Origin of the sequence: Xenorhabdus koppenhoeferi, from assembly GCF_900116635.1 — a bacterium.
Lineage (GTDB): Bacteria > Pseudomonadota > Gammaproteobacteria > Enterobacterales > Enterobacteriaceae > Xenorhabdus > Xenorhabdus koppenhoeferi.
Genome location: NZ_FPBJ01000009.1, coordinates 27,298 through 51,184 on the forward strand (window position 1 = coordinate 27,298; position 23,887 = coordinate 51,184).

Sequence of the window (23,887 nt, forward strand, 5' to 3'; positions counted from 1 at the left end):
GTCAGGGGGAGAACATGAAAGGAATTATACTGGCGGGAGGTTCTGGCACTCGCTTATACCCAATAACCCGCGGTATTTCAAAACAGCTATTGCCCATTTATGACAAGCCGATGATTTATTATCCGCTATCAGTTTTAATGCTGTCGGGTATACGCGATATCCTGATTATATCCACACCGGAAGATTTACCTGTTTTTAAACGGTTATTGGGCAACGGTGAGCAATTTGGCATCAATCTCAGCTATATAGAGCAACCTTCTCCTGATGGCTTAGCACAGGCATTTTTGATTGGTGAAGAATTTATTGGTGATGATGCATGCTGTTTAGTTCTCGGAGATAATATCTTTTTTGGTCAGTCATTTAGCCCGAAACTGCGAAGTGTGGCAGCACGCAAAGCCGGGGCTACTGTCTTCGGTTATCAAGTAATGGATCCTGAGCGGTTTGGTGTCGTGGAATTTGATGAGCAATATCGTGTGCTTTCCATTGAAGAAAAACCGGTGCAGCCTAAATCCAACTGGGCGGTGACCGGACTCTATTTTTACGACAACAAAGTGGTGGATTTTGCTAAACAAGTGAAACCTTCCGCCCGTGGTGAACTGGAAATCACCAGCATTAATCAGATGTATCTGGAATGCGGTGAATTGAGTGTCGAATTATTAGGGCGTGGTTTTGCGTGGTTGGATACCGGCACTCATGACAGCCTGATTGAAGCCAGCACTTTTGTTCAGACAGTCGAAAAACGACAAGGTTTCAAAATTGCCTGTCTGGAAGAGATAGCATGGCGCAATGAGTGGTTGAATTCGGAACAGATCAAAGCGGCTGCCGTAGACTTGTCAAAAACAGGTTACGGCAAATATTTAATGGATTTGCTCAATGTCTATTCACGCTAATCTTGAACCACTGGTTTGGGATAGCCAGTTTTTTGGTTTGTCCACCGCCCGCCTGAATTTATCACCTGAAGCGGCAGTGGTAATAACCTCCCATCTGGATAAATATGCACTGGTGCAGGCAAAGGTGCCTGCCCAGCAGACGGCGATTATTGATGAACTGTCTGTTCTGGGCTTTTCTCTGGTAGAAGGTGAGGCAGATTTACTGTTATCGCTTGATGCCGGGGGATTGGCAGGTACTCAAACCGGACAAAATTCAGCTTCAGAACTCATTACTGCAAAACCACAAGATATACCTGCATTGAAAGCGGTTGCGGAGCAGGTATTCAAGGCAAGCCGCTTCCGCGCGCCGTGGTATCAAACGGGTGACAGCGGCCGGTTCTATGCGATGTGGGTTGAAAAAGCGGTTTTGGGCACATTTGATCACGAATGCCTGCTTATCAATAATGAATACGGTCAAATGATGGGATTCGTCACCTTACGAGATATCGGTAGCCATGAAGCGCGTATTGGCTTACTGGCAGCCGTACCAGACAATCATCATCAAGGAATTGGGAAAAAATTAATGTCGGTGGCGCAGCAGTGGTGTCATCATCATCAGATTCAGCAGCTGAGAGTGGCAACACAAATCAGTAACATTGCTGCCTTGCGTCTTTATACACGTCGTGGTGCCATCATCGAGAGCACCGCATATTGGTTATACAGAGGATGAAATGATTCCATTTAACAAACCACCGGTAGTCGGCACTGAACTGGAATACATGAAACAGGCGATAGCCAGTGGTAAATTGTGTGGTGATGGTGAATTTACCAAACGTTGTGAAACGTGGATGGAACAGCGCTTTGGTTGCCCGAAAGTGTTGCTGACACCTTCTTGTACAGCCTCACTGGAAATGGCAGCTATTTTGCTGGATATCCAGCCGGGTGATGAAGTTATCATGCCGAGCTATACCTTTGTTTCGACTTCCAACGCTTTCGTCCTGCGTGGTGCAACCATTGTGTTCGTGGATATCCGCCCTGATACCATGAATATTGATGAAACCCACATTGAAGCAGCCATTACAGAAAAAACCCGAGTTATTGTACCAGTGCATTATGCGGGTGTAGCCTGTGAAATGGATACCATCATGGCATTGGCGGAAAAATATAATCTGTATGTGGTTGAAGATGCGGCACAAGGCATCATGTCTACCTATAAAGGCCGCGCTCTGGGTACGATTGGGCATATTGGTTGTTTCAGTTTTCATGAAACCAAAAACTACTCAGCGGGTGGTGAAGGCGGTGCAACATTAATTAATGTTAAATCCTTAATAGAACGAGCTGAAATTATTCGCGAGAAAGGCACCAATCGGAGCCAGTTTTTCCGTGGGCAGGTAGATAAATATACTTGGCACGATATCGGTTCCAGCTATTTGATGTCTGACCTGCAAGCGGCTTACCTGTGGGGACAGCTGGAAATTGCTGAGAAAATCAACCAACGCCGTCTGGCTTTATGGGATAACTATTATCAGTCACTGAAACCACTGGCAGATGCCGGGCATTTGATTTTGCCAATTGTCCCGGAAGGTTTGGAACACAATGCCCATATGTTCTATATCAAGCTGAAAGAGATTGAAGAACGTAGTGAATTCAGTCGTTATATGAAAGAGCATGGTGTCCTGAGTGTTTTCCACTATGTTGCACTACATACTAGCCCAGCAGGTGAAAAATGTGGTTATTTCCACGGTGAGGATCGTTTCACGACGCGTGAAAGTGACCGTTTAGTTCGTTTACCGATGTTCTATAACATTACCGACGAAGAGCAGCAGGTTGTAATAAACCGCATCAAGGAATTTTTCGCCTGATATGTCACTGGCTAAAGCTTCTGTCTGGACTGCGGGTTCCACACTGATCAAAATCGGTGTGGGATTGCTGGTCATTAAACTGCTCGCCGTGTCTTTTGGTCCAACAGGTGTGGGGCAAGCAGGTAACTTCCGCCAACTCATTACCGTACTGGGGGTGTTGTCTGGCGCCGGCATTTTTAATGGTGTTACCAAATACGTTGCGGAATATCATCAGCAACCAGAAAGGCTTAAATCTGTATTGGGTACATCGTCCTCGATTATTCTGGGTTTTTCGACCCTTCTGGCAGTAATTTTTCTCTTGTTCAGTGATGCCATCAGTGAGGGATTATTTGGTTACAACCGTTACAAAACGGTTGTGCAGGCACTCGCATTTATTCAAATGGGGATCGCATACGCCAACTATTTTCTGGCAATCTTGAAAGGTTTCAGAGATGCTCAAGGCAATGCACTTGCCATTATTCTTGGCAGTTTAGTCGGTGTGATTGCTTATAGTCTCTGCTATTGGTTGGGAGGCTATGAAGGGGCATTAGCAGGGTTGGCCTTGGTGCCCGCACTGGTGGTTTTACCTGCGGGGATGATGATCCTGCATCGCAAGGTTATTGCCTTTTCGGCATTGAAACCCATGTGGGATCGCGCTATTGCGAGCCATTTGGGAAAATTTACCCTGATGGCGCTGTTGACTTCCATGACTCTGCCAGTCGCTTATATCATGATGCGAAACCTGCTGGCAGCACGTTATAGCTGGGAAGAGGTTGGAATTTGGCAGGGAGTAAGCAGTATTTCGGATGCTTATTTACAATTTATGACTGCATCTTTTACTGTCTATCTTTTGCCGACACTCGCTCGTTTGGAAAGTAAGCAAGAAATCAGCCGCGAAATTGTGAAAGCGCTGAAATTTGTTTTACCTGCCGTGGCGGCGGCCAGCTTCTCAGTCTGGTTGTTGCGTGACTTTGTCATTTGGCTGTTGTTTTCCGATGAATTTACCGTGATGCGGGATCTGTTTGTATGGCAGTTAGTGGGGGATGTGCTGAAAGTGGGTGCCTATGTTTTTGGTTATTTGGTGATAGCGAAAGCTGCTCTGCGTTTTTATATACTGGCTGAAATCAGTCAATTTTTTCTGCTGACGGGGTTCTCCCATTGGTTGATACCGATTAACGGCGCATTGGGGGCGGCTCAGTCATATATGGCAACTTACATTGTTTATTTCATTCTTTGTTGTAGCGTATTTATTATTTATCGCAGGCGAGCATGACAACCCTAATTCACGTTTTGGGATCGGATATCCCGCATCATAATCAAACGTTACTGAATTTTTTTAATGACGTTTTGACCCGAAAAATGAACTTCCCAGTCAAACCGTGTTTTATGGTGGTATCTAAAGACCACACATGGCTATCAAATTATCCTAACTTGGCAATCTCGGTGTATGACAGCAAATCTGCTCTGTCACGGGCAGTGATCGGGACAGCACAAGGAAACAGAACAACCCGTTTCTTTTTCCACGGTCAGTTTAATGCTGCTTTATGGATAGCCCTATTGATGGGTAAAATTAAGCGACATCAATTTTTGTGGCATGTATGGGGAGCTGATTTATATGAAGAATCCCGCCAACTGAAATTCCGTTTGTTCTATTTGTTTCGTCGTTTGGCACAAAAGCGGGTAGGGCATATTTTTGCCACGCGCGGTGATCTTCAGCATTTTTTCCAGCATATTTCCCGTTATTCTGAGCAGTCAAAATCAGATGCGCCATCATCATTACTCTATTTCCCAACCCGCATGGACTCTGCGCTCACGGTAACGGAAAAAATACTCGCTCCTGAAGGGGTCACTATCTTATTAGGAAATTCAGGAGATCAATCCAACCGCCATATTGAAGCCTTACATAAGATCCAACGCCAGTTTGGTGATGAGGCGCGGGTCATCATGCCAATGGGTTATCCCGATAATAACCAAGCTTATATCCACCGTGTGGAGCAAGCCGCATTGTCACTGTTTCCAGAGCAAAATGTCCGTATCCTGAAAAATCAAATGGCATTTGGCGAATATTTACCATTGTTGCACCAATGCGATTTGGGTTATTTCATTTTCAACCGCCAGCAGGGTATTGGAACACTCTGTTTGTTGATTCAATTTGGTATTCCGTTTGTTTTGAGCCGCCAGAATCCATTCTGGCATGATTTAAGGGAACAGCAGGTTCCTGTTCTGTTTGATGGTGATGAACTGAATAAACTCTGGGTGCAGGAAGCACAGCGTCAGATGCTGTCCCTCGATAAAAAGGCGATAGCCTTTTTTGATCCCAATTTTATTGAGGGGTGGAAAGCTGCCCTATCGGCAGCATCTGGAGAGTATCAATGACCTTGACACAATTCGGTGGGTTACTTGTCGTTTACGTGATCTCGCTGGTCTTTATCCTGACTTTGACGTATCAAGAATTTCGGCGTGTCCGCTTTAACTTTAATGTTTTCTTTTCCTTGTTGTATCTGCTGACATTTTATTTTGGCTTCCCGCTGACGAGCATATTGGTTTTCAAGTTTGATGTACAAGTTGTGCCAGTGGATGCTTTGCTGCATGCAATGTTAGCGTCAGGCTGCTTTTATGCTATTTATTATGTCGCTTATAAAACCCGGCTCAGTTATAAAATCCGCAGTAATAGTGATATAGAATCAGAAACACCCTCTGCTGTGGTATCGCGCAGGCCCTTGTTTACCATGAATCGGGTGGAAACTAATCTGACCTGGCTGTTACTTGCTGGTATTGCTATCGTTACAGTGGGTTTGTTTTCTATGCAGAATGGTTTTTTGCTGTTCAAATTGCAGTCTTACAGCCAGATATTTTCCAGCCAAGTTTCCGGTGTGGCACTCAAGCGATTCTTCTATTTTTTCATCCCTGCCATGTTGGTGGTATTTTTCCTGAAACCGACCAAAATTCGTTGGTTGTGCTTCCTGGTAGGAACGGTAGGGTTTGGGATTCTGACTTATGTGATAGTCGGGGGAACACGGGCTAACATTATTATCGCGTTTGCACTGTTCTTGTTTATTGGCATTGTCCGTGGTTGGATTACGTTGTGGATGTTGTTTGCAGCAGGTGGCATGGGGGTCGTTGGCATGTTCTGGCTGGCCTTGAAACGCTATAGCCTGGACGTGAGTGGCGCAGAAGCTTTTTATACTTTTCTGTACCTCACCCGGGATACTTTTTCGCCGTGGGAAAACTTGGCGCTGTTGCTGGATAATTACAACAAAATAGATTTTCAGGGGCTGGCACCGATTGTCCGTGATTTTTATGTCTTTATTCCCAGCTGGTTATGGCCAGAGCGGCCTGGTTTGATCTGGAATACGGCTAATTACTTTACGTGGGATGTGCTGAATAATCATTCTGGCCTTGCTATTTCACCAACGCTGATTGGCTCGCTTGTGGTTATGGGGGGAGTATTTTTTATCCCTTTGGGGGCGATTATTGTCGGTTTTATTATCAAATGGTTTGATTGGATCTATGAAACAGGAAAACAGGAAAGTAATCGCTATAAGGCGGCGATTTTACAAGCCTTCTGTTTTGGTGCAATTTTTAACATGATCGTTCTTGTCCGAGAGGGTGTGGATTCTTTTTTTTCTCGTGCTGTGTTCTTTTGCATTGTATTTGGCCTCTGTCTGGTTGTGGCTAACTTACTGTATTGGTTATTTGAAAGCGCCGGGCTGATTCGAAAGTTAGTTGTCAGTAATTTGACTACTCCACAAAAAACATCTGTTGTTTTGGATGTAAGGAAGAAAAATGGTGTTAAATAACATTCCTAAATATTGCATTCGTGGCCTCAATATCTGGGGATTTCATAATATGTCGAATTTCCTTGATCATCTTTTTCAGGATGGGCAGGTAAAAACAGGCACATTGGTTGCGATCAATGCAGAAAAAGTCCTCACGGCAGAACAAGATAATGCACTGAATATGTTGCTGGATGAGGCTGAATACCTATATGCAGACGGGATTAGCATTGTCCGTGCCATTCGTCGTAAATACCCTGATGCAGATGTATCGCGTATTGCAGGTGCGGACTTGTGGGAAGCCTTGATGGAACGGGCTGGTCTTGAAGGAACCCCCGTCTTTCTGGTCGGCGGGAAACCAGATATCTTGGCTCAAACTGAAAGCAAATTACGTACTCAGTGGAACGTCAATATTGTGGGTAGTCAGGATGGTTATTTTACGCCAGAGACGCGTGATGCGGTGTTTGAACGAATCCATGCCAGCGGTGCAGCAATTATTACTGTGGCCTTGGGGTCACCTAAACAGGAAATCTTCATGCGTGATTGCCGCAGGATACATCATGATGCTCTGTATATGGGCGTTGGTGGAACGTATGACGTTTTCACCGGACATATCAAACGTGCCCCGAAAGTTTGGCAGAATTTAGGCCTGGAATGGCTGTATCGTTTGCTTTCACAACCAAGCCGTATCCGCAGGCAAATTAACTTATTAAGATTCCTCGGTTATTATTACGGAGGGAAGCTCTAGCCCAGTAATGCTTCTGTTTTAATCCTGCTGCTTCAATGATGTGTTATTCATATGCAGCAGGTTTTCATCTCACTTCTTATTTTTTGTCCGGTCGGCTTCTTTGTATTTGTCAAAACGGAATTTGGCAAAAACGTGAAATAATCACCTTGTTGGCAGATCAAAAAATTACCATGATTGAGTTATTTTTCCCGATTACGGTGCCGAATCAAGCTGGCATTGTTCCAATTTTATAATTTTTTATTTCACTGATCGGCAAAACGTGTTTTGATCCCAGCCTTTTTTACAATGATTGATTATCAATGCCTGTATTTTTTCTGTTTGCAAATATAAACATCATAAAAGTGGATAGGGAGTTTTATGAGTGATTCAAAACAGAGCCTGCAAAGGGGACTTGAGGCACGTCATATTGAACTGATTGCGCTGGGTGGCACTATCGGTGTAGGGCTGTTCATGGGTTCAGCAAGTACTTTGAAATGGGCTGGACCTTCTGTTTTACTGGCCTACATTATTGCTGGGCTTTTTGTCTTTTTTATCATGCGTTCAATGGGGGAAATGTTGTTTATTGAACCTGTAACAGGTTCATTTGCTGCGTTCGGGCATAAGTACCTTAGCCCGTATTGGGGGTGCCTGACTGCGTGGGGTTACTGGTTCATGTGGGTCTCAGTGGGGATCTCGGAAATCACAGCCATAGGAGTATATGCCGAATTCTGGTTCCCAGAACTGCCTCAGTGGGTTTCTGCGTTGGCTGCGGTCGGATTGGTTGCCTTGGCAAACATGGCCGCCGTGCGACTGTATGGTGAATTGGAATTCTGGTTTGCCATGATCAAAGTGACGACGATTATCGTGATGATCCTGATTGGCATCGGTTTGATTTTTTTCGGTTTAGGTAATGACTGGCAACCTATCGGGTTGGATAATCTGACCTCACACGGTGGTTTTTTCTCCGGTGGTTGGAAAGGATTTTTATTTGCCCTTTGTATTGTTGTCGCCTCCTATCAGGGGGTTGAATTGGTGGGTATCACCGCAGGTGAAGCGAAAAATCCACAGGTCACGATTAAAAAAGCGATCAACAATATCCTATGGCGTATTTTGATTTTCTATGTCGGCGCTATTTTTATTGTTGTGACGTTGTTCCCGTGGACAGAAGTGGGTGCACATGGGAGTCCGTTTGTGATGACTTTTGCCAAAGTGGGTATTGTTTCCGCGGCCGCAGTCATTAACTTCGTTGTTCTGACGGCTGCACTTTCAGGATGTAACAGTGGAATGTACAGTGGTGGCAGAATGTTGTATGCCCTGGCGCAAAACCGTCAATTGCCAGCATCACTGCTGAAATTGTCAAAAAATGGGGTGCCGGTGAAATGTATAGCAATCACTATCGGCTGTTTGATCGCGGGTTCTAGCCTGAATTATATCATCCCAAACCCACAGTCGGTCTTTGTGTACGTTTATAGTGCCAGCGTATTGCCCGGCATGGTGCCATGGTTTGTCATTCTGGTAAGTCAGTTACGTTTCCGTAAGCATCATGAGGAAGCCTTAAAGCAGCATCGGTTCAAATCGATCCTGTTCCCTTATGTCAATTACCTGACGTTGATTTTTCTGTGTTGTGTCTTGGTCGGCATGGCGATTAATCCAGATACACGTTTCTCACTCATGGTCGGGGGCGCATTTTTGTTGCTTGTATCGTCAGCCTATTGGTTTATGAAACTGATTTGCAGAAAAAATTAAATGAATTTTTAAGGCTGATTATTAACCAGTAAAATCAGTTGCGGTGAAAAATGATGTCTTTATCAGCTAAATGAACAAAGCGTAATCAAACGCATCATTTCTTTTAAAAAATCGCTGGACAGTACGACATTAAATCCGTACTATCCTCCACCGCAACGGCGTTAAGCGCCCGTAGCTCAGCTGGATAGAGCGCTGCCCTCCGGAGGCAGAGGTCTCAGGTTCGAATCCTGTCGGGCGCGCCATTTAGAGCGTGCAAGAGCAGTGGCAATGAGTTATCGTGGTGAAATACGTTGTAAAGTAAGCAGTATTTAAAAAAGCAGTATTTAAAAAGATAGTAGTAAAGATAGTAGTGTAGTAAAGATAATAGTTATGGTGGCTATAGCTCAGTTGGTAGAGCCCTGGATTGTGATTCCAGTCGTCGCGAGTTCGAGTCTCGTTAGCCACCCCATCTTTTTTATGAAACGCGAGGGTGGCGGAATTGGTAGACGCGCTAGCTTCAGGTGTTAGTGTTCTTACGGACGTGGGGGTTCAAGTCCCCCTCTTCGCACCATAAAAAAGAGATTTAGAAAGGCAATTTAGAAAGACATAGTTCGGCGAGTAGCGCAGCTTGGTAGCGCAACTGGTTTGGGACCAGTGGGTCGGAGGTTCGAATCCTCTCTCGCCGACCAGATTCTGAGGAAGCCCCGCAATAGCGGGGCTTTTTCTTCTTTCTTCTTTCTTCTTTCTTCTTCTTTATTTCTTTTCCTGCCTATAAAACGTTTTATTTTCTCGTCTATTCCCCTTCGATTTCTTTATATTGTTTTAACGGTTATTTTTAAGTGATGTTGTATTTCAACGACAAACCATGTTCCAAATGTCTCAAATAGAAGACATTTAAATTATTGATTTTAAATGTATATTATCAATGGGCTTGCGGAGCGTCTCAAATGAGAGACGGTATTTTTGATATGTCCTAGTGAAAGCAAAATGTTGATAACGGAAAGTCAGTTACTGCCTGGATAAGAAGGATTTACTTTGAGTGAACAAGTTGGCATGTTAAATGCATTACTAAAACTTGTAGATGCTCATCCCACTCCTTATGACAGTATTCTCTTCATAAACCTGGGGATGATGCAGAGCTGATTGTCGGTGCCTATGGTCCACGTTATAGATGAGTAAGTATCACTGTCTTTTCATCACAAACCGGACACAACGTTGAGTGAGGCACCATCCGTCTGTAGACCTGATTGTATTTATACACCTGTCTTTTTGATAGGTGTTTTTTTTGTCTACAGGAAGTGGAGATTGCTTTTCAACCAGATTATGGTGGTGGAACCACGGCTAACGATTCAAGGCGAATCTGAATATTTATCGTTAGCCGAGGGATAAATAATACGTCTTATGCTTCTGCGTTGCTATCGCGTTTCAGTGTCAGCATAAAGCCTTTTCTACGTGTTTGGGTGGCTTCTTCGCGTTTCTGCAATTTATCGAGTGCATCGGCAAGCCATGCGTAATCATGAGCATCTGGCCGCTGAGCAAGGGCTGCCTTAAACGCTGTTTCAGCACTGATCCATTCACCATGATGTAGTGCAACTTGCCCCATAGTACTGTTGAGCAAAGGTGTTGTACCATGTTGTTTTAACAGGTGAACGAGGGTTTTTTGCACGGCTTCGGTATCATTCGCCTTAAGATGTGGAATTAATAGCAGGAGGCGCTCGTCATATTGCTGCTTTAATCCATCCAGAATGATTTTTTGGGCAGTATCGTGCTCATTGCATTCAATCAAATGTTCGGCCATAGAGACTTGCAGCACGATATCATGTCGGATTTTCCGGCTTTGGTCTTTCCACCAGACTTTCAGCCCTGTGCAGCCTTTTTCGGCGATAGTTTGATTCATTAATCCAACATAGGCCTGCTGCCGTATTTCATGCATTTTGTCTTCATTATGCAGTTTGGCCTTCATCATTGAAGGCAAGATATCAATCAGAGATTGATAAGCCCCTGAAAGTGAATAAGCCCGCTCAGCTAATCGCAATGCTTCAGGATGACGGGGAGCCTGATTCAGCAGTTTATCCACACCATTGCGTGCCGCATGAACTTCACCTTGTACCAATTGGATACGTACACGGGAAATATCGACAGGAAGTTGATCTTTTTCAGCAACTTCTGCGGCTCGTTCAATATATTGGTTGGTACGGAAATAATCCCCGCGCTGCTGGGCGGCTTCTGCTGCCAGTAAATAGTTCACGACAGGATATTCGGAATGGTCAATATTGCGTGTCATCAGATGTTCAGCCTGCTTAAAGTCCCCTTCAGCGAATTTCAGCAGTGCTTGTCTGGTTTGTGAACGAGCCCGATTACGTTGATGTCCACCAAAGATCCAACTATGCGTGGATGAGCTGGTACGTTTTAATCGACGATAGCTCCAGCCGATGAAAATCAGCAGAAACTGTAACAGGAGGAACATAATTACCAGAGCAGTAATGCTGGTGGTGATATTGCGATTGTCCGTCTGGATCAAAACATATCCTTGATGCCCGGACATTACAGGACCAAGTACGATACCCACAATGAGGATAATGAAAAGTAATAATACTTTCAGCATGATCAACTCTCCTCAACGGATATTTCTGCCTGACCAGATTTTTCTATTGTGATCGGCTGCTGCGGTGGCATTTCTGGTTTAGCGTGAGGTTTATCTTCTGCTTTTTTCTGTACAGAATGCGGTAAATTATAGATACGCTTACGCACTAAATCCGCCAATATCGGCTGGCTGCTCAGTTGCTCAGGAACCTCAATAGAAAGTGGTCGTTGTACCAGTAATTTAATGTTTTTTAAGAAAACTACTGCATCTGGAGTTGAGGTATCAAAATAAGCCGTTACCCATTCTCCAACGTGTTCTAATGCGTCTTTATAAATTTTACTCTGATGGCGGGGAACTGATTGTGCTGCAATTAGCAGCTTAGAACGGATGTTTTCACGCAGATAAATATTCTGATTAGGTGCCAGCAACGGTTCTTTACTGTTATCACGAGGCACGATAGTAATGAAATTATCCATAAAGCTGTGCCAGCTATTCGTCAGATTTTCACGCCAGTCAGAGAGCGAGGATGTGACATCATGGTTGTTAGCCACCTCTGGCCCGGTTTTTTTCACTTCATCAGCCAGACGCAAGTGATCAACTTGGTTGGATAATTGATTCAGAGTCAGGATAATGCCATCCAGATCGAGTTGTTTTATTTTGGTCAGATCATCAATATCAATTCTGATCGCTGTGCGGGCGTAATTTAGGCTGGGATCATTCATTTCAGCAAGATTCTGGTCAGCATCTTTCAGCAAGGCAATGGCTGTAGGGACATCTTGTTCACTCCATATTTTTCGGCCCGCCATTTTAACCAGAGCACTTGCTTGAGCCAGTCGCCAGTTTTCGATATCTGTATTTGAAATTGCCGAAACACGGGTTTGAAGTGTGACTATATGGTTATCTAGCTGCTGGTGTTTATCTTTGGCTTGTTGTAAGGAAGTTTTTAACTCTTCTAGATCAGTGTCAAAATTTTGTTTATCGGCAGACTGCTGCTGTGCCAGAGAGGTTAATTGCTGCTGCAAAGCGGCATTTTCTGTTCTCAAGGCCACATTCTGTTGTTTATTGTGATAATAAATATAAAAACCACCAACACCGATTGCCAAAAAAATAGCGATTGAGAGAGTATGACCCACCCACCCATAGCGTTCGGATTTATGGAGAGCCGTTTCAGGCTGCTGAGGGCGTTTTGTCTCAACCGCATCGGTGGATTGCTTTTGTTCCGTCATAATGGACATCCCATCTTGGTTTATTCCAGCGCCTGCATTAAGGCGTCATTATCTGCACTTTTGGCTACTTTTATCACTTGCCAGCCCAATGAGCGAGCGATATCGGCAAGGCGTTCGCTGACCACAATCAGGCAGCAACCCAATAACCACGCTTTTCCATCGCGATCAGTTACTAAGTTATATAACAGTTGCAGCATTTCGCCACTTGTTACGACGATGGTTTTTATACCATATTGCTGCCAGTGACGACTGAAATTGGCAGCATGGTATTTGACTGGTTGTCGTGAATAACATTCACAGTAATCCACGTCTCCCCCCCGTATTCTTAATGTAGAGGTAATCACTTCGCGACCACCATTGCCCCGGAGCAATAGCACCTTTTTATTACTCATTTGCTGTAATGAGGGGAGTTGCAGTAAATCTTCGCTGGTTTCACCTTTCTCAGACCAAAAAATTTTCAGTCCAGTTTGTCGCTGAAACAGCAGGGAAGTTGATTTGCCAATACCATAATAAGATAGCTTATCGGGCCATAACTGGTCTTCTTGAATAAGCTGCTCATTGGCATAATGAACGGCATTTTTTGATAACAGGAAAACCAGATCTCCCGCCGACAGCCATTGCATTTTTTGTGACAGCAATGGCAAATCCGCCCCCGGATAAATTTCAATGAGCGGCACACTGAAGGCTATTTTTCCCACAGTTTGCAATCGCTTGACCAACTCCTCTCCTGAGGGGGCAGGGCGGGTGATCAGAATACTCATTCAGATAAATTCCTCTGATATACGCAGGTCAGAATCTGACGCGCGCCTTTTTCCAATAATTCCTCTGCCAATTCCACTCCAGACTGACGGAACTCTTCTGGTGATACCACTCTTTCACCACGTACGATCACCGAGCCATCAGGTGCACCAACTAGCGCCCGCAGCCAGATTTTATCTTCCTGCCAGATGGCATAACTGCCAATCGGTACCTGACAGCCTCCTTCAAGGCGGGAATTCATGGCGCGTTCAGCCAGAACACAGATTTCCGTTCTGGCGTGATTCAAAGGTTCCAGTAACTCGCGGGTTTGCTGATCATCAAGCCGACATTCAATGCCTACTGCACCCTGGCCGACAGCCGGCAGCAATAATTCCGGTGCCAATGGCATGCGGATTCGCTCTTCCAGCCCCAGCCTTTTCAGACCAGCAGTTGCAAGGATAATGGCATCATAATCGCCGTTATCGAGTTTGCTTAGACGAGTACCGACATTTCCGCGCAAGTCACGGATCACAAGATCTGGACGTAGCTGACGGAGCTGACACTGGCGGCGTAAACTGGATGTACCAACAATACTTCCTACGGGCAGGCCATCGAGAGAGGCGTATTCTACTGAAACAAAAGCATCCCGTGGATCATCTCGTTCGCAGATTGTGACCAACCCCAAACCGTCGGGAAATTCGACAGGGACATCTTTCATGGAGTGGACGGCAATATCAGCTCGTTTTTCAAGCAGTGCCAGTTCCAGTTCTTTAACAAACAGCCCCTTGCCACCTACTTTTGCTAATGGTGTATCGAGGATAATATCACCGCGGGTTACCATTGGTACTAACTCGACTTTCAGTTCGGAATGAAAATGTTCCAGTTGCTTTTGAACATAGTGGGCTTGCCATATAGCCAATGGGCTTTGGCGAGTAGCGATGCGAATGGTTTTCATTGTCATGAATAATTATATTAAGCATGGCGGATTTTTAGCCGCCAGTTAGCCACTAATAAGTGAGAAAATAGTGTCAGTTTTAACATTTCAATGGTTTTTTTTCCAGTGATGCGAACGCCAGAAAAAAAGCTAAATAGTCTACGGATATACAGTTTATAAGATAAAAAGAATTTTAAATATTAAAATAATATTTTATTTAAATAGAGAAAATAAACAAACAGATTGATTTAAAAGCAAATCAGTATTTAGAGTTTAACTTGATGATAAAAAACTGCGGATAATATTTAACAATAAAAAATATTATTTGAGGGGATATTTATAGAAGCCTGATGTTTTACAATGCCTTGCATCCTTTATATGAAAAATAATCAACTACAATGCTTATTATAAAAAACAAATCACGATATCTATTTTGTGATTAACTTAATATTTTACAATGAGTTAATTGTGTTTTAGCTATTGCAGGGGAGGCGAAAAGGTGGTACTGCGTACTTTACGCTTCGACTGCAAGGTGTTAAATTGATCACGTTTCCGACAATAAGTTTGTAAAAATAATTTTAAATAATCTTGCTTTGACAAGTTATTGGAAACAGGGGACCACTGTGGGCACTGGAACAGATATCAGGCGAAACTCTTGTATCTCTATATTGAAACGCTGAAACAGCGACTGGATGCAATTAACCAACTTAGGCTAGAGCGCGCTACTAACTCAATGAGTGCTGCTTTTAAGCAAGTTTATAGTTTAATTCCAGTATTATTACATTATCATCATCAAATGATGCCAGGTTATATCAAAAACAACGTTCCTCATGGAGTTTGTTTTTTTACGCCTGATGAATCACAGCAGTTTTGGATTAGTGATCTGGAAGGCCAGCTTTCTGGTGTCTTATCATATAATTCCAATGGTGAATTGCCGATTACGGGAATTTATTCAATGGGCAGCACCTCCTCAATCGGGCAAAGCTGTTCCTCTGATATTGATGTTTGGGTTTGTCACCAATCTTGGTTGGATCATGATGAAAAAGCACTACTGGAACAAAAATGCTCTTTGATAGAACAGTGGGCCGTTTCGCTTGGTATTGAAGTCACTTTTTTTCTGATTGATGAAAACCGCTTTCGCCATAATGCCAGTGGCAGCCTTAATGGTGAAGATTGTGGTTCCACCCAACATATCCTTTTACTTGATGAATTTTATCGCACAGCGGTCTGTATGGCTGGTAAACGTTTGCTGTGGGCGATGGTTCCGGTGGAAGAAGAAGCACACTATGATGAATATGTTCTTTCCCTCTATGCCCAAGGTGTTCTGACACCAAACGAGTGGCTGGATCTGGGGGGCTTGGGTGAACTGTCAGCAGAAGAATATTTTGGGGCGAGTCTTTGGCAGCTTTATAAAAGCGTAGACTCACCTTATAAAGCGGTATTGAAAAGCCTGTTGCTGGAAGCCTATTCATGGGAATACCCTAACGGCAAACTGTTGGCAATGGAAATGAAACAATATTTCCATGATGGCGCGATTGTTTCCTTTGGTCTTGATGCTTATAGCATGATGCTGGAGCGTGTCACTCGTTATCTTACCGCTACGAATGATCTCATCCGTTTGGATTTGGCGCGCCGCTGTTTTTACCTGAAAGTGTGTGAAAAATTGCTGGAAAATCAAGATGATAAAGGTTGTACAGGATGGCGTCATCAGATTATATTTCAGTTAGTAACTGATTGGGGGTGGGATGACAGTAAATTGGCTATGCTGGATAACCGTAATTCATGGAAAATTGAGCGAGTGCGTGAAGCCCATAATGAATTGCTCGATACCATGATGCAAAGTTATCGCAACCTGATCCGTTTTGCCCGCCGTAACAATTTAAGCGTCAGTGCCAGCCCGCAGGATATTGGTGTATTGACCCGCAAATTGTATGCGGCTTTTGAAGCCTTGCCCGGTAAAGTGACGCTGGTGAATCCTCAAATATCCCCGGATTTGTCAGAACAAGATCTGACTTTCATTTATGTTCCTCCGGGGCGTGTAAACCGCAGTGGCTGGTATCTTTACAATCATGCCCCAACGATAGAATCGATCATCGGTCATCAACCTCTGGAATATAACCGTTATCTGAATAAGTTAGTGTCCTGGACATATTTTAATGGTCTATTAACTAAAGAGACCCAGATTCATATGCATCACGGGGAAACTCAGTGTGACAGGCATAAACTGTGTGATTTGGTGAATGATATTGCTACCCATTTTCCGATTCGTTTACCTGCACCTACGCCAAAAGCGTTATACAGTCCTTGTGAAATTCGCCATTTGGCGATCATCGTCAATTTGGAAAAAGATCCAACAGCCGAATTTTCCAACCAAGTTGTTCATTTTGATTTAAGGAAGCTGAATGTTTTCAGTTTTGGTGAATCACAGCAATGTTTGGTGGGTAGCATTGACTTGTTGTATCGCAATTCATGGAATGAAGTGAGAACTCTGCATTTCAGTGGTGAGCAATCGGTATTAGAAGCACTGAAGACAATATTGGGCAAAATGCATCGGGATGCAGCACCTCCGTCTGGTGTCGAAGTTTTCTGTTATAGCAGACACTTGCGCGGGCTTATCTGTACCCGTATCCAGCAATTAGTTTCAGAATGTATAGAGTTACGCCTGTCCAGTAATCGCCAAGATCTCAATCGTTTTAAGGCGTTGCGTATTTCAGGCCAAACATGGGGTTTATTTTTCGAGCGGTTAAATGTTTCGGTACAAAAATTGGAGAATGCTGTGGAATTCTATGGTGCAATTTCCAATACCAAGCTACATGGTTTGCCTGTAAAGATTGATACCAAGGAAAAACACTTGCCGTCTGTGATAGACGGGTTTGCCTGTGAGGGTATTATCCAGTTTTTTTTCGAAGACATTGAGCAGAAACAAGGGTTCAATATCTATATCCTTGATGAGTCAAACCGGGTGGAAATTTATTCGCATTGTGAAGGTAGTAAAGAAGAATTGGTGCGTGATATCAGCCGTTTTTATTCCTCTTCGCACGATCGTTTTACTTATGGTTCCAGCTTTATCAATTTCAACTTACCGCAGTTCTATCAAATTATTAAGAAGGGCGAGCGTACACATGTAACTCCATTCGTGAATGGTACGTTCCCATTGGATGATTCGGAAGCCAAGGATACAAGGTTCAATCTTGATGGGCACCTGGAAGGGGCTTGTGGGGCACATGATCCTTACCGTTCTTTATATCACTATTGATATTAAGAACAGGTAATAAACATATTCAGAGTAAGGAATTAAGCGCCTTATTTTTCAGGCGCTTGTTTTGTAAAAATAAAAGGCAATCACGAAAACTGGAATGACTTGCCACTTTGTTCTGTAATGGCTTGAGCCAGCACAGAGATAAAGCCATTACTGCTACGGTCACAAACCCACTGGTTATCCCGATAGTCAAAATGATAACCACCATTCTTAGTTGCCAGCCAGATCTGATGGAAGGGTTCTTGGCGGTTAATGATGATTTTGCTACCGTTTTCAAAACTGAGAGTCATCACGCCACCATTGGTTTCACAGTCAATATCTGCATCCCCATCGTAATTATCCAGTTGTTCTTCAATATGAAATATCAATTGATCGGCCAATTGATGAAATTCGCTATCGTTCATGTTTATTTCCTATTTGCTTTTCAGGGCCTAGCTGCGATTATAGAGAGTATTGGCGCATGAATCACAGGCATTAATATGATGAAAAAACAACTCCGTTGGTCACTGGCCATCATAACATTACTCTTTCTGGTTGGTTGTGGCTTGAAAGGCCCCCTGTATTTTCCACCTGTTGAGACATCAGATGCACACCCCTCTGTAAAAAAGGTGGATACAGTACAACCAGCAGATGCGAAGCAACCTATTATAGGTGCCCAATAATAACGAGTCGGTAATGTGATTGAGATTGGGGTCGTATATGCAGTTCTCCAAAATGCATGGTCTTGGCAATGACTTTATGGTCGTTGATGCAGTAACCCAGAATGTTTATTTTTCTCCAGAGTTAATCTGCCGTCTGGCCGATAGGAATACGGGGATAGGCTTTAATCAGCTTTTGGTTGTTGAAGCTCCCTATGATCCTGACTTAGACTTCCACTATCGCATTTTTAATGCTGATGGTAGTGAAGTTTCCCAATGTGGCAATGGGGCACGTTGTTTTGCTCGTTTTGTTCGCCTTAAGAAGCTGACGAATAAACGCGATATCAAAGTCAGTACGCGGGCCGGTCAGATGGTATTGAGCATCACAAATGATGATCAAATCTGTGTCAATATGGGAGAACCAATTTTTGAGCCGCAGCGCGTTCCCTTTCGTGCCAATAAGGCTGAGAAAACTTATATTATTCGTGTAGCTGAACGTACGGTGCTTTGTGGTGTAGTGACAATGGGAAATCCCCACTGCGTAATACAGGTTGAAGATGTGGACACCGCCGAAGTGGACGTACTGGGATCGGTGTTGGAAAGTCATGAACGTTTTCCTGAGCGGACGAATGTTGGCTTCATGCAGATAATGAGCCGTGGCCACATTCGATTGCGTGTTTTCGAACGTGGTGCTGGTGAGACTCAGGCCTGTGGCAGTGGTGCATGTGCGGCAGTGGCTGTAGGTATTCAGCAAAACCTGCTGGATAATCAGGTGCGGGTTGATCTTCCGGGCGGTTCTCTGCAAATTCACTGGGATGGGCCGGGTAAACCGCTCTTTATGACAGGGCCTGCAACCCACGTTTATGACGGTATGATTCATTTGTGATTGATTCAGTATTTATTGGGTCATTCTTGAAATATGGGGCACTGGAAAATGGGTGAAAAAAACGATCCATTGCATATTGAAAACAGGTTGAATGATCAAACAGTAGTGGATTATTTGCTGAATAATCCCGATTTTTTTATCCGCAATGCCAATATGGTCGAGAGGATACGCGTTTCCCATCCAGCGCGTGAGTCCATCTCTTTGATGGAATGGCACATGAATCGTCAGAGGAAACGTATCCGTTATCTGAAAGACGATTTTATTCATTTGATGGAGCAGGTTAAACAGAATGAAGTGCTGTTTAGTCATCTATTGCAATTACTGTCCGACCTATCTGGTGCCAAGAGTTTGCAGGATTTTCTCTCCTGTCTGAGTTCATGGTCAAAAACATTGGGGTTAAGTAACAGTTACATTCGGCTGTTCAGTGACAGATGGCGTCTCGGCGCACCACTGAACTCTCCAGAATTGGCAATTTCCCGCTATACTTTTGAACCTGTACGCATTAAGCGGTTCGGGGATGGTAATCATTATCTTGGGCCATTACACGGCCCAGAAATTTTGTTGTTGATGCCACAGGCGCGTCATGTTGGCTCGGTGGCGATTTCCCTTTTAGGATCACAAGGGAATTTGGGCATGGTAATTTTCAATAGCCATGATAAACAACATTATCACGATGGCATGGGAACTGACCTTCTCGATCAATTGGCGGAGCTGTTGCCAGGATTATTGTCCCGCTGGATTGAACGCATATGACTCAGCTAGTCGATCTTCTGTTAGAGCCTGTGGACGCTTTCTTGCACTACTTGCGGGTTGAGCGGCGCTTAAGTCCCTTAACGATCACCAATTATTGTTACCACTTGGCGGTTATGGCGGAAATGTCATTAGAAATGGGGATACGTGAATGGCAGGAGCTTGATCCTGCTAAAGTCAGAATATTTGCTTCCCGCAGTCGTCGGGCAGGATTGGAATCTGCCAGTCTTGCCTTGCGTCTTTCTGCTTTGCGTAGCTTCCTTGATTGGATGGTTATGCAGGGAAAACTGGGTGCCAATCCCGCTAAAGCTGTCAGTGCCCCCCGTAAAAAACGCCACTTGCCTAAAAATATGGACGTGGATGAAGTAAACCAACTGCTGAACGTCAATTTTAATGATCCTTTGTCAGTACGTGACAGAACTATGCTTGAAGTAATGTATGGGGCGGGGTTACGTTTGTCTGAGCTGGTTGGTCTTGATTGTCACCATTTAGATTTGGAAAGTGGGGAAGTCTGGGTACACGGCAAGGGCAGTAAAGAACGTAAAGTGCCTTTCGGTCGTGTGGCGCAGGAATGGTTGCAGCGTTGGTTGGAAATGCGTGAGCTGTTTGAACCGGAAAGTGACGCGGTTTTCATTTCCAGCAAGAGCGGGAAAAGGATCTCTGCCCGTAATGTACAGAAACGATTTGAACAGTGGGGTATCCGGCAAGGTGTGAACAGCCATATCAATCCCCATAAATTGCGTCACTCTTTTGCCACGCATATTCTGGAGTCCAGTGGCGATCTGCGTGCGGTACAGGAATTGCTTGGTCATGCTAACCTGTCAACAACACAGATCTATACGCATCTGGATTTTCAGCATTTGACCAAAGTTTATGATGTGGCACACCCCAGAGCCAAACGAGGGAAACCATAATGCGTTTTTATCGGCCTCTCGCGCCGTTTTCTGCGATGACATTCGATTTAGATGATACACTTTACGATAATCATCCTGTAATCGATAAAACCGAAAAAGAAGTGTTGTGTTTTATCCGGCAGTACAATATCAAGTTCCGTCACTTTGAACGCGAAGATTTGCATGTATATCGTCAGGCGGTTCTTGAACGGGAGCCTGATATTTACCATGACGTCACATCATGGCGCAGACAGTCTGCGGAACTCATGTTTAATCATCATGGTTTCGATCATCAAGAAACGATTCGGGGCACGGATGAGATTATGGCGTGTTTTATGTACTGGCGTAATCAAATTGCCGTGCCGGAATCGACCCATGACACCTTGTCTGCACTGGCGAAAAAAATGCCGTTGGTTGCGATCACCAATGGAAATGCAGAACCCGCAGCATGTGGTCTCTCCCCTTATTTCGAATTTGTATTGAAGGCGGGAGTGGATGGGCGTTCTAAACCTTGTCCGGACATGTACTATCTGGCGGCAGAACGACTGAATTTGCCCATTAATCAGATCCTGCATATAGGAGATGATCTGAAAACGGATATAGAAGGTGCGCTTTACAGCGGAATGCAGGCTTGCTGGCTCAACATTGAAAATAAAAATCTGATGCAGGAACCTGAGGGGCGTTTAGTTCCACATGTAGAGATTTCTGATTTGGCTTCTTTGATAGCACTGTTATAATTTCAGATTGTAATCTGTATAAAAACTGTATAAAAAAACAGTGCCACTTACACAACTGATGGTAATTATGGACGTTTCTTATCTGCTCGAAAGCCTGAATGATAAACAACGCGAAGCGGTCGCGGCATCCCGTATTAATATGCTGGTGCTGGCCGGGGCTGGTAGCGGTAAAACGCGCGTATTGGTTCACAGGATTGCTTGGTTACTGTCAGTTGAAAATGCCTCCCCGTTTTCCATCATGGCAGTCACGTTTACCAACAAAGCTGCCGCAGAGATGCGTCATCGCATTGAAAACCTGATTGGTACCAGTCAGGGAGGAATGTGGATTGGTACGTTCCATAGTCTTGCTCACCGTTTACTGCGTGCACACCACCTTGATGCAAACTTGCCGCAGGATTTTCAGATCCTTGATAGCGAAGATCAGCACCGCCTGATCAAACGCATTATCAAGGCCATGAATTTGGATGACAAACAGTGGCCAGCCCGTCAGGGCATGTGGTACATCAATGGTAAAAAAGATGAAGGTTTGCGTCCGCCGCATATCGAAAGTTATGGCAACCCGGTGGAAGCGACATGGCTGAAAATCTATCAGGCCTATCAAGAAGCGTGTGATCGCGCAGGGTTGGTGGATTTTGCTGAGCTGCTGCTTCGCGCACATGAACTATGGTTGAATAAGCCGCAGATTTTACAGCACTACCGCGAACGTTTTACTAATATTCTGGTAGATGAATTTCAGGATACCAACAGCATCCAATATGCGTGGATCCGCCTGTTAGCGGGTGATAGCGGTAAAGTAATGATTGTCGGAGATGATGACCAGTCTATTTATGGCTGGCGTGGTGCTCAGGTAGAAAATATCCAGCGGTTTCTCAACGATTTCCCTGGGGCGGAAACCATCCGTTTGGAGCAGAATTACCGTTCCACCAGCAATATCCTCAAGGCAGCCAACGCCCTAATCTCCCATAATAGTGATCGCCTGGGCAAAAATTTGTGGACAGAAGGGAGTGAGGGCGAGCCTATTTCACTGTACTGCGCTTTCAATGAATTGGACGAATCCCGTTATGTTGTTGGTCGTATCAAGCATTGGTTGGATAATGGCGGGGCTTTAAAAGAGTGCGCTATCCTGTACCGCAGCAATGCTCAGTCCCGTGTTCTGGAAGAAGCCTTGTTACAGGTTTCCATGCCTTACCGCATTTATGGTGGTCAGCGCTTCTTCGAACGTCAGGAAATCAAAGATGCGTTATCCTACCTGCGATTAGTGGCAAACCGTCATGATGATTCCGCTTTTGAACGCGTGGTGAATACACCGACACGTGGCATCGGTGACAGAACGCTTGATGTTATGCGTCAAATGGCACGTGATCAGCAAAAAACCTTATGGGAAAGCAGTCTGTTACTGATTCAGGAGAAAGTGCTGGCGGGTCGGGCAGCATCGGCATTACAACGTTTTATTGAATTGATTGAAGCGCTGGAGACAGAAACTCAGGAAATGCCGCTGCATGTGCAGACCGATCGCATTATCCGTGATTCTGGCTTGTGGGCGATGTATCAGCAGGAAAAAGGTGAAAAGGCGCAGGCTCGTATCGAAAACCTTGCAGAATTAGTCACGGCGACCCGTCAATTCAGTTATCAGGATGAAGATGAAAATCTACTGCCATTGCAGGCGTTTCTGTCTCATGCAGCGCTTGAATCCGGGGAAGGTCAGGCAGATGCCTGTCAGGATGCCGTTCAATTGATGACGTTGCACTCGGCAAAAGGTCTGGAATTCCCACAAGTGTTCATTGTGGGAGTGGAAGAAGGAATGTTCCCGAGCCAGATGTCCATTGAAGAAGGTGGAAGATTGGAAGAAGAGCGTCGACTGGCCTATGTAGGTGTCACAAGGGCGATGGAAAAATTGACACTCACCTATGCTGAAAGTCGTCGCTTATACGGAAAGGCAGTGTATCATCGTCCATCTCGTTTTATTGGGGAACTGCCGACGGAATGTGTGACAGAGGTTCGTCTGTGGGCAACAGTGTCCCGCCCTGTCAGCCACAAGCGGCTTGGTACACCCATCAGCACCAATGATAGTGGTTATGCACTTGGGCAACGTGTACGTCACCCCAAATTTGGTGAAGGGACGATTATCAATATAGAAGGCGATAAGGAACATTGCCGCTTACAAATCGCGTTTCAAGGGGAAGGCATCAAATGGCTGGTAGCCGCCTATGCCAGACTTAAAACCGGCCAATAATCCGGTCGAATGTTGACAGGCTTTTTCTTCTAAGCGTAACATTCGCGCCTTACGACAAACGTAGGGAGTTT

The 23,887-nt window shown here is 44.6% G+C and carries 20 protein-coding genes and 4 tRNA genes; 19 read left to right on the forward strand and 5 right to left on the reverse strand.

Features of this window, described 5'->3' with window-relative positions; genetic code table 11:
* Positions 1-14 precede the first annotated feature (14 nt).
* The 12 genes from rfbA (at position 15) to BM329_RS04665 (ending at position 9,627) form a co-directional block, all read left to right on the forward strand.
* Positions 15-890, forward strand: coding sequence for a glucose-1-phosphate thymidylyltransferase RfbA (gene rfbA / locus BM329_RS04605; protein WP_092549590.1), 876 nt, complete (start codon positions 15-17; stop codon positions 888-890).
* Positions 874-1,599, forward strand: coding sequence for a dTDP-4-amino-4,6-dideoxy-D-galactose acyltransferase (rffC, locus tag BM329_RS04610; protein ID WP_092549593.1), 726 nt, complete (start codon positions 874-876; stop codon positions 1,597-1,599). Before rfbA ends, rffC begins: the two co-directional genes overlap by 17 nt.
* A 1-nt stretch (position 1,600) precedes the next feature.
* The gene (gene rffA / locus BM329_RS04615) at positions 1,601-2,731 is read left to right on the forward strand and encodes a dTDP-4-amino-4,6-dideoxygalactose transaminase (protein WP_092549596.1); all 1,131 of its coding nucleotides are present in this window, start codon (positions 1,601-1,603) and stop codon (positions 2,729-2,731) included.
* Between the two features lies 1 nt (position 2,732).
* On the forward strand, positions 2,733-3,983 hold the full coding sequence (gene wzxE, locus BM329_RS04620) for a lipid III flippase WzxE (RefSeq protein WP_092549599.1): 1,251 nt from the start codon (positions 2,733-2,735) through the stop codon (positions 3,981-3,983).
* On the forward strand, positions 3,980-5,086 hold the full coding sequence (locus BM329_RS04625) for a TDP-N-acetylfucosamine:lipid II N-acetylfucosaminyltransferase (protein WP_092549602.1): 1,107 nt from the start codon (positions 3,980-3,982) through the stop codon (positions 5,084-5,086). The genes wzxE and BM329_RS04625 overlap by 4 nt, the downstream gene beginning before the upstream one ends.
* Positions 5,083-6,510 carry an ECA oligosaccharide polymerase gene (wzyE, locus tag BM329_RS04630; protein ID WP_092549606.1) on the forward strand — a complete coding sequence of 476 codons (1,428 nt, stop codon included), beginning with the start codon at positions 5,083-5,085 and terminating at the stop codon, positions 6,508-6,510. Before BM329_RS04625 ends, wzyE begins: the two co-directional genes overlap by 4 nt.
* Positions 6,497-7,234 carry a lipopolysaccharide N-acetylmannosaminouronosyltransferase gene (wecG, locus tag BM329_RS04635; protein ID WP_092549609.1) on the forward strand — a complete coding sequence of 246 codons (738 nt, stop codon included), beginning with the start codon at positions 6,497-6,499 and terminating at the stop codon, positions 7,232-7,234. Before wzyE ends, wecG begins: the two co-directional genes overlap by 14 nt.
* Positions 7,235-7,591: 357 nt before the next feature.
* Positions 7,592-8,959 carry a bifunctional threonine/serine APC transporter ThrP gene (gene thrP, locus BM329_RS04645; RefSeq protein WP_092549615.1) on the forward strand — a complete coding sequence of 456 codons (1,368 nt, stop codon included), beginning with the start codon at positions 7,592-7,594 and terminating at the stop codon, positions 8,957-8,959.
* A 165-nt stretch (positions 8,960-9,124) separates the two neighbouring features.
* Positions 9,125-9,201: transfer RNA gene (locus tag BM329_RS04650), tRNA-Arg, on the forward strand.
* 130 nt (positions 9,202-9,331) lie between these two features.
* Positions 9,332-9,407: transfer RNA gene (locus BM329_RS04655), tRNA-His, on the forward strand.
* Between the two features lie 15 nt (positions 9,408-9,422).
* Positions 9,423-9,509: transfer RNA gene (locus BM329_RS04660), tRNA-Leu, on the forward strand.
* A 41-nt stretch (positions 9,510-9,550) separates the two neighbouring features.
* Positions 9,551-9,627, forward strand: a tRNA-Pro gene (locus BM329_RS04665).
* Between the two features lie 710 nt (positions 9,628-10,337).
* On the opposite strand, the gene hemY is transcribed toward BM329_RS04665, so the two are convergent.
* Genes hemY through hemC form a run of 4 tightly spaced genes read right to left on the reverse strand, consistent with a single transcriptional unit; the run spans position 10,338 to position 14,447 of the window.
* Positions 10,338-11,543: a protoheme IX biogenesis protein HemY gene (gene hemY / locus BM329_RS04670; RefSeq protein WP_092549618.1), complete on the reverse strand. Its 1,206-nt coding sequence runs from the start codon at positions 11,541-11,543 to the stop codon at positions 10,338-10,340.
* 2 nt (positions 11,544-11,545) lie between these two features.
* Positions 11,546-12,748, reverse strand: a complete 1,203-nt coding sequence (hemX, locus tag BM329_RS04675; RefSeq protein ID WP_092549621.1) for a uroporphyrinogen-III C-methyltransferase — start codon at positions 12,746-12,748, stop codon at positions 11,546-11,548.
* Positions 12,749-12,768: 20 nt separating this feature from the next.
* Positions 12,769-13,509 carry a uroporphyrinogen-III synthase gene (gene hemD, locus BM329_RS04680; RefSeq protein ID WP_092549624.1) on the reverse strand — a complete coding sequence of 247 codons (741 nt, stop codon included), beginning with the start codon at positions 13,507-13,509 and terminating at the stop codon, positions 12,769-12,771.
* Positions 13,506-14,447, reverse strand: coding sequence for a hydroxymethylbilane synthase (hemC, locus tag BM329_RS04685; RefSeq protein WP_092549627.1), 942 nt, complete (start codon positions 14,445-14,447; stop codon positions 13,506-13,508). The genes hemD and hemC overlap by 4 nt, the downstream gene beginning before the upstream one ends.
* 628 nt (positions 14,448-15,075) lie before the next feature.
* Here hemC and BM329_RS04690 point away from each other — a divergent pair.
* Positions 15,076-17,676, forward strand: a complete 2,601-nt coding sequence (locus BM329_RS04690; RefSeq protein WP_245759008.1) for a class I adenylate cyclase — start codon at positions 15,076-15,078, stop codon at positions 17,674-17,676.
* A gap of 86 nt (positions 17,677-17,762) precedes the next feature.
* On the opposite strand, the gene cyaY is transcribed toward BM329_RS04690, so the two are convergent.
* Entirely contained in the window at positions 17,763-18,083 is a 321-nt protein-coding gene (cyaY, locus tag BM329_RS04695; RefSeq protein ID WP_092549633.1) for an iron donor protein CyaY, read from the reverse strand.
* A gap of 78 nt (positions 18,084-18,161) precedes the next feature.
* Here cyaY and lptM point away from each other — a divergent pair, with 78 nt between their 5' ends.
* From lptM to uvrD, 6 genes are all read left to right on the forward strand, one after another.
* The gene (gene lptM / locus BM329_RS04700) at positions 18,162-18,341 is read left to right on the forward strand and encodes an LPS translocon maturation chaperone LptM (protein ID WP_092549730.1); all 180 of its coding nucleotides are present in this window, start codon (positions 18,162-18,164) and stop codon (positions 18,339-18,341) included.
* A 37-nt stretch (positions 18,342-18,378) separates the two neighbouring features.
* On the forward strand, positions 18,379-19,203 hold the full coding sequence (gene dapF, locus BM329_RS04705) for a diaminopimelate epimerase (RefSeq protein ID WP_092549636.1): 825 nt from the start codon (positions 18,379-18,381) through the stop codon (positions 19,201-19,203).
* Positions 19,204-19,251: 48 nt separating this feature from the next.
* The gene (locus tag BM329_RS04710) at positions 19,252-19,956 is read left to right on the forward strand and encodes a DUF484 domain-containing protein (protein ID WP_177216184.1); all 705 of its coding nucleotides are present in this window, start codon (positions 19,252-19,254) and stop codon (positions 19,954-19,956) included.
* Positions 19,953-20,867, forward strand: a complete 915-nt coding sequence (xerC, locus tag BM329_RS04715; RefSeq protein WP_092549642.1) for a tyrosine recombinase XerC — start codon at positions 19,953-19,955, stop codon at positions 20,865-20,867. The genes BM329_RS04710 and xerC overlap by 4 nt, the downstream gene beginning before the upstream one ends.
* Complete coding sequence (gene yigB, locus BM329_RS04720; RefSeq protein WP_092549645.1) at positions 20,867-21,583, forward strand: 5-amino-6-(5-phospho-D-ribitylamino)uracil phosphatase YigB; 717 nt, start codon at positions 20,867-20,869, stop codon at positions 21,581-21,583. Before xerC ends, yigB begins: the two co-directional genes overlap by 1 nt.
* Positions 21,584-21,650: 67 nt before the next feature.
* Positions 21,651-23,816 (forward strand): DNA helicase II, encoded by a 2,166-nt coding sequence (uvrD, locus tag BM329_RS04725; protein ID WP_479688366.1) that lies wholly within the window; start codon positions 21,651-21,653, stop codon positions 23,814-23,816.
* Positions 23,817-23,887: the final 71 nt, after the last annotated feature.

Bases quoted from the DNA above. Each gene is read 5' to 3' on its own strand.
- uvrD (WP_479688366.1), top strand. From the start codon at position 21,651: ATGGACGTTTCTTATCTGCTCGAAAGCCTGAATGATAAACAACGCGAA.
- rfbA (WP_092549590.1), top strand. From the start codon at position 15: ATGAAAGGAATTATACTGGCGGGAGGTTCTGGCACTCGCTTATACCCA.
- wzyE (WP_092549606.1), top strand. From the start codon at position 5,083: ATGACCTTGACACAATTCGGTGGGTTACTTGTCGTTTACGTGATCTCG.
- thrP (WP_092549615.1), top strand. From the start codon at position 7,592: ATGAGTGATTCAAAACAGAGCCTGCAAAGGGGACTTGAGGCACGTCAT.
- rffA (WP_092549596.1), top strand. From the start codon at position 1,601: ATGATTCCATTTAACAAACCACCGGTAGTCGGCACTGAACTGGAATAC.
- rffC (WP_092549593.1), top strand. From the start codon at position 874: ATGTCTATTCACGCTAATCTTGAACCACTGGTTTGGGATAGCCAGTTT.
- hemY (WP_092549618.1), bottom strand. From the start codon at position 11,543: ATGCTGAAAGTATTATTACTTTTCATTATCCTCATTGTGGGTATCGTA.
- hemX (WP_092549621.1), bottom strand. From the start codon at position 12,748: ATGACGGAACAAAAGCAATCCACCGATGCGGTTGAGACAAAACGCCCT.
- hemD (WP_092549624.1), bottom strand. From the start codon at position 13,509: ATGAGTATTCTGATCACCCGCCCTGCCCCCTCAGGAGAGGAGTTGGTC.
- lptM (WP_092549730.1), top strand. From the start codon at position 18,162: ATGAAAAAACAACTCCGTTGGTCACTGGCCATCATAACATTACTCTTT.
- yigB (WP_092549645.1), top strand. From the start codon at position 20,867: ATGCGTTTTTATCGGCCTCTCGCGCCGTTTTCTGCGATGACATTCGAT.
- BM329_RS04625 (WP_092549602.1), top strand. From the start codon at position 3,980: ATGACAACCCTAATTCACGTTTTGGGATCGGATATCCCGCATCATAAT.
- wzxE (WP_092549599.1), top strand. From the start codon at position 2,733: ATGTCACTGGCTAAAGCTTCTGTCTGGACTGCGGGTTCCACACTGATC.
- wecG (WP_092549609.1), top strand. From the start codon at position 6,497: ATGGTGTTAAATAACATTCCTAAATATTGCATTCGTGGCCTCAATATC.
- hemC (WP_092549627.1), bottom strand. From the start codon at position 14,447: ATGACAATGAAAACCATTCGCATCGCTACTCGCCAAAGCCCATTGGCT.
- cyaY (WP_092549633.1), bottom strand. From the start codon at position 18,083: ATGAACGATAGCGAATTTCATCAATTGGCCGATCAATTGATATTTCAT.
- dapF (WP_092549636.1), top strand. From the start codon at position 18,379: ATGCAGTTCTCCAAAATGCATGGTCTTGGCAATGACTTTATGGTCGTT.
- BM329_RS04710 (WP_177216184.1), top strand. From the start codon at position 19,252: ATGGGTGAAAAAAACGATCCATTGCATATTGAAAACAGGTTGAATGAT.
- xerC (WP_092549642.1), top strand. From the start codon at position 19,953: ATGACTCAGCTAGTCGATCTTCTGTTAGAGCCTGTGGACGCTTTCTTG.